5 protein-coding genes are annotated in these 5,351 nt (G+C 38.5%); 1 reads left to right on the top strand and 4 read right to left on the bottom strand.

Translation table 11 applies throughout. From position 1 onward, the window contains the following. Positions 1-945: 945 nt before the first annotated feature. The 3 genes from ndk to sucC all read right to left on the bottom strand — a co-directional run bounded on the left by ndk (position 946) and on the right by sucC (position 3,518). Complete coding sequence (gene ndk, locus M901_RS12915) at positions 946-1,368, bottom strand: nucleoside-diphosphate kinase (RefSeq protein ID WP_021278646.1); 423 nt, start codon at positions 1,366-1,368, stop codon at positions 946-948. Positions 1,369-1,473: 105 nt separating this feature from the next. Further along, the gene (gene sucD / locus M901_RS12910; RefSeq protein WP_021278645.1) at positions 1,474-2,346 is read right to left on the bottom strand and encodes a succinate--CoA ligase subunit alpha; all 873 of its coding nucleotides are present in this window, start codon (positions 2,344-2,346) and stop codon (positions 1,474-1,476) included. Beyond that, positions 2,346-3,518 carry an ADP-forming succinate--CoA ligase subunit beta gene (sucC, locus tag M901_RS12905; protein WP_021278648.1) on the bottom strand — a complete coding sequence of 391 codons (1,173 nt, stop codon included), beginning with the start codon at positions 3,516-3,518 and terminating at the stop codon, positions 2,346-2,348. Before sucC ends, sucD begins: the two co-directional genes overlap by 1 nt. A gap of 189 nt (positions 3,519-3,707) precedes the next feature. Between sucC and M901_RS12900 the strand changes: the two genes are divergently transcribed. After that, complete coding sequence (locus tag M901_RS12900; protein WP_021278647.1) at positions 3,708-4,631, top strand: MBL fold metallo-hydrolase; 924 nt, start codon at positions 3,708-3,710, stop codon at positions 4,629-4,631. Here M901_RS12900 and M901_RS12895 read toward each other — a convergent pair. Beyond that, the coding region (locus tag M901_RS12895) for a hypothetical protein (RefSeq protein ID WP_021278644.1) at positions 4,615-5,351 on the bottom strand (737 nt) is incomplete at its 5' end. The genes M901_RS12900 and M901_RS12895 overlap by 17 nt on opposite strands.

Below are 5,351 nucleotides of genomic sequence, written 5' to 3'. Positions count from 1 at the left end.
AAAGCAAAATCATTTGCTTTTTGTCACAGCAGTATCACTGAAGCGAGCTTCTTTGATCAAAATGAAGTCACAAAAAAAGGCCTTATCAAAGTAAGGCCTTAATATTTGCATAATTTTAATTTCTTAAATTAGAATCTTGCGTTTACTTCCTGCTGTGAACTCACAAAGCGAAATTTCGCGTGTTCGTGCCTTGTCCACAGTCAAAAAGCAAAATCATTTGCTTTTTGTCACAGCAGTATCACTGAAGCGAGCTTCTTTGATCAAAATGAAGTCACAAAAAAAGGCCTTATCAAAAGTAAGGCCTTAATATTTGCATAATTTTAATTTCTTAAATTAGAATCTTGCGTTTACTTCCTGCTGTGAACTCACAAAGCGAAATTTCGCGTGTTCGTGCCTTGTCCACAGTCAAAAAGCAAAATCATTTGCTTTTTGTCACAGCAGTATCACTGAAGCGAGCTTCTTTGATCAAAATGAAGTCACAAAAAAAGGCCTTATCAAAGTAAGGCCTTAATATTTGCATAATTTTAATTTCTTGAATTAGAATCTTGCGTTTACTTCCTGCTGTGAACTCACAAAGCGAAATTTCGCGTGTTCGTGCCTTGTCCACAGTCAAAAAGCAAAATCATTTGCTTTTTGTCACAGCAGTATCACTGAAGCGAGCTTCTTTGATCAAAATGAAGTCACAAAAAAAGGCCTTACAAAAGTAAGGCCTTAATATTTGCATAATTTTAATTTCTTAAATTAGAATCTTGCGTTTACTTCCTGCTGTGAACTCACAAAGCGAAATTTCGCGTGTTCGTGCCTTGTCCACAGTCAAAAAGCAAAATCATTTGCTTTTTGTCACAGCAGTATCACTGAAGCGAGCTTCTTTGATCAAAATGAAGTCACAAAAAAAGGCCTTATCAAAGTAAGGCCTTAATATTTGCATAATTTTAATTTCTTGAATTAGAATCTTGCGTTTACTTCATTTTTATCAAAGAAGTAGTTGATTTCTCTTTCTGCAGAAGCAAGAGAATCAGATCCGTGAACAGCGTTTTCACCGATTGACTTAGCGTAAAGCTTTCTAAGAGTATTCTCAGCAGCTTCAGCTGGGTTAGTTGCACCCATGATTTCTCTGTTCTTATCAACAGCACCTTCACCTTCTAGCGCCATAATAACAACTGGTGCAGAAGTCATGAAAGCTACTAGCTCACCAAAGAATGGTCTTTCTTTGTGCTCAATGTAGAAACCTTCAGCTTTTTCTTTTGAAAGGTGAACAAGTTTTGCAGCAGCAATTCTTAGTCCTTCATCTTCAAATCTCTTGATGATATTTCCGATGTTGTTATCAAGAACGGCATTTGGCTTAATGATTGAAAGTGTTCTTTCCATTATAAATCTCCTTTAAGGGTGAAACTTTTTACTCAATAGTAATATACAAGTGTAACCCACATGACTAGTGGGTTACCCTATATTTTTCTAAATTTTAACTTAAGATTACTTCTTAAGAGCTTTTTCCATAGTGATACCAAGCTCAGCAGGTGATCTTGAAACGTGAACTCCACATTCTTCAAGAATCTTGAACTTAGCTTCAGCTGTATCATCTCCACCAGAAATAAGAGCTCCGGCGTGTCCCATTCTCTTACCTGGAGGCGCAGATGCACCAGCGATGAAAGAAACAACTGGCTTAGTCATATTCTTCTGGATCCATCTTGCAGCTTCAGCTTCTGCTGAACCACCGATTTCACCAATCATAATAACTGCTTCAGTATCTGGATCTTTCTCGAAAAGCTCTAGAACGTCGATAAAGTTAGTTCCATTAACTGGGTCACCACCGATACCAACACATGTCGATTGACCGATATCTCTTTGAGTTAATTGGTAAACCGCTTCGTAAGTTAGAGTTCCTGATCTAGAAACAACACCTACTTTACCTGGCATATGAATATGTCCTGGCATAATTCCGATCTTACACTCACCTGGAGTGATAACACCTGGACAGTTTGGACCAATTAGTCTCGACTTAGAATTTTTAAGAGCTGCTTTAACCTTAACCATATCAAGAATAGGAATTCCTTCTGTGATACAGATAATAAGTGGCATTTCAGCGTCAATACACTCTAGGATTGAATCAGCTGCGAATGGAGGTGGAACCATAATCATGGCCGCGTTCGCTCCAGTTTTCTCAACTGCTTCTTTAACTGTATTAAATACTGGGAAACCTTCGTGTACTGTTCCTCCCTTACCAGGAGTTACACCACCAACAAAGTTAGTTCCATAATCTCTTGATTGAAGAGAGTGGAAAGTCCCTTGCTTACCAGTAAAACCTACTGTGATTAGTTTTGTATCTCTATTAATTAGAATGGCCATTACGCCTCCCCTTTTGTCGCTTCAACAGCTTTCTTAGCTGCATCACCTAGATCATCTGCTGCGATGATTGCTAGATCAGATTCGTTAAGAATCTTCTTTCCTAGTGCTACGTTTGTTCCTTCAAGTCTTACAACTAGAGGGACTTTAACACCAAGTTCTTTCGCTGCAGCAACGATACCTTCAGCGATAATGTCACACTTCATGATCCCACCAAAGATGTTCACAAGAATTGCTTTAACATTGTCATCTGAAAGAATAATTTTAAATGCTTCAGTTACAGTTTCTTTAGTTGCACCACCACCTACATCTAGGAAGTTTGCTGGCTCTCCACCGTGAAGCTTAATGATGTCCATAGTTCCCATCGCAAGACCGGCACCATTTACTAGACAACCAATATTTCCATCAAGCTCAATATATGAAAGACCGTGCTTTCCAGCTTCAAGTTCTTTTTCTGATTCTTCAGTGATATCTCTTAGCTCTTCAACTTCAGGGTGTCTGAATAGAGCGTTTGGATCAAAGTTAAGCTTCGCATCTAGCGCTAGGATCTCACCTTGTTTAGTTTTAACAAGAGGGTTGATCTCAGCAGCAGAACAGTCATACTTAACATAGAGGTCATAAAGACCTTTGAAGAATTTAGAAGCTTCTTTAACTTCTTCTTTATCTTTAATACCGATTCCGTAAGCAAGTTTTCTCGCAACAAATGGAGTAAAACCAGCTGCTGGATCGATAGCAACTTTAATAATTTTTTCTGGAGTCTCTTCAGCAACAGTTTCAATTTCAACACCACCTTCAGAAGATGCCATCATTGTTACTTTTCCAGTAGCTCTATCAAGAACAACACCAGCATAGTACTCGTGCTCGATCTCACATCCCTCTTCAATAAGAAGAGTTAAAACCTTCTTACCTTCTGGACCTGTTTGGTGAGTCACAAGAGTCTTCCCTAGAATGTCCTCTGCGTGAAGTTTAACTTCATCAAGTGACTTAGCAAGCTTAACACCACCAGCTTTTCCACGCCCACCAGCGTGAATCTGAGCTTTAACAACCCAAATATTTCCACCAAGTTTCTTTGCGCCTTCAACTGCTTCTTCCACAGTCTTTGCAACGTGACCATTAAGAACCTTAAGACCCATATTTCTCATCAGGTCTTTGGCCTGGTACTCATGTACGTTCATAAGTTCTCCCTTATTATTTTGAACTCTTATATGATGTAATTTGGATTTATAATAATCGTCATACCTAGGTCTTACTAGGAGCAACGCTTCATAAATCGCCGATTTTTTTAAAGAACACCTGATTTTTATGATCAGACTTGATAACTTCACATTTAAGTTGGTAAATTATCGGCAGACAAGGGAGAAATCATGAATGATTTTACAGCACAAAGCAGCAATAACCAGAAGAATAGTGATATTAAACATTTAGTAATAAGCCCTGGAATGTTCCGCCTCGACGGTGGTGCAATGTTTGGAATTATTCCAAAACCATTATGGAATAAAGTCGCCCCTGCTGATGAAATGAATAGAATCGATTTAGACCTTAGACTTTGGTTAATCCAAACTCCAACAAAGAATATTTTGGTTGATACAGGAATTGGCGATTATCATGGGCAGAAGTTTGAGAGTCGCTTCGATGTCCGCCAAGATAACGCACCTCTTGAAAAAGCTCTTAATAAGGTCGGACTAAAATGCGAAGACATTACCGATCTGATTATCAGCCACCTTCACTTCGATCACGTTGGAGGAATGGCGGTGAAAAATGGAGAGAGCTTTGAAATGGCCCTAAAAAATGCCACGATCCACCTCCATCGCGATCACTATAAGTATTCTTTAAAACCGACTCAAAGAGACGCCGGTTCATTCCATATCAAAATCTTTGAGCCTATTATTAAAGAATGGGATGCGAAGAATAAGATCAACTGGCTTGAAAATGAGCAAGGTGATATCCTGACGTTAGACAATCAAGAAGTGATCAGCTTCAAATGCTCTCATGGCCATACACCTCATATGATTCATCCTTACTCAAAAGAGTTTATCTATCTCGCCGACATTATCCCAACCAGTAATCACATCCATATACCTTGGGTAATGGGATATGATATTAGTCCTGGGATTTCAGTTGAAAATAAAGAGGACTTCTTAAACTTTGTTTTTGAGAATGACCTAAAGATTATTTATGAGCACGACCCAAAATATTGGGGATCAACCATTATCAAGAATGACAGAGGACACTTTGTGGCCGGAGAACTCTTCGAGAAGTCTAGCGATCATATTAATCAGCTTTCATAAACTTCTTAATTTCTAAGACGTGCTCTTTTAACTGATCACGTCTTACTTCCATCTTGGCCCTAAGCTTTTTTCTCTTGCGAGAATTGAGTTTGGCGTATTTATCCAAGAGACTTTTCATCTCGGCCGCCCAGGCCGAAACTTCTTTAGAGAGCTTATGCAGCTTCTCTGCACTTTGCTGAGCATGGAGTTTATTCTTTGTCTTCTTAACGATTTGTTCGTAATCATCAAGAATCATTTTTTGTAGAAGTGGACCAGCATAGTGCGCGTAACGCTTTTCAAATTCCTTACCGGCATGACGTCCCCAAGACTTTCCAAGGGCCAATCTATAATTAAGAGCGATACTTGTAATCACTGTATCAACTGTTTGTAGTTTTTGATCAAGCTCAGTATAGACCTTCTTCTCATTCATGATCTTATTGATCTTGAGCTTTTCAATCTTCTCTAAATACTCCTTCTGAGTACCAGGAATCAGATAGACAGTATCCTCAAAGAGATATTTCTTCGGAGTTTTAGTAACAAGATTCTTAATCAGCTCAACAGGATCATTTACCACGGCCTGAATTTTAACTTTATACTTTCCTTGAACAAGCTGACTTCCCTTATCAAAAGTAAAGTCATCAAATTTGATATTGCCCTTTCTTGAAATTGAAGAAGAATGAAAAGAAACCTCATCTTTATGAAGATTACCATCATTCACTCTTTCAAACTTTGCATCAATGA

This window comes from Bacteriovorax sp. DB6_IX (assembly GCF_000447775.1).
Taxonomy (GTDB): domain Bacteria; phylum Bdellovibrionota; class Bacteriovoracia; order Bacteriovoracales; family Bacteriovoracaceae; genus Halobacteriovorax_A.
Note: the sequence above shows the minus strand (reverse complement) of the source record. Positions and strands in the feature narration are given on the sequence as shown.

Bases quoted from the DNA above. Each gene is read 5' to 3' on its own strand.
- ndk (WP_021278646.1), bottom strand. From the start codon at position 1,368: ATGGAAAGAACACTTTCAATCATTAAGCCAAATGCCGTTCTTGATAAC.
- sucD (WP_021278645.1), bottom strand. From the start codon at position 2,346: ATGGCCATTCTAATTAATAGAGATACAAAACTAATCACAGTAGGTTTT.
- sucC (WP_021278648.1), bottom strand. From the start codon at position 3,518: ATGAACGTACATGAGTACCAGGCCAAAGACCTGATGAGAAATATGGGT.
- M901_RS12900 (WP_021278647.1), top strand. From the start codon at position 3,708: ATGAATGATTTTACAGCACAAAGCAGCAATAACCAGAAGAATAGTGAT.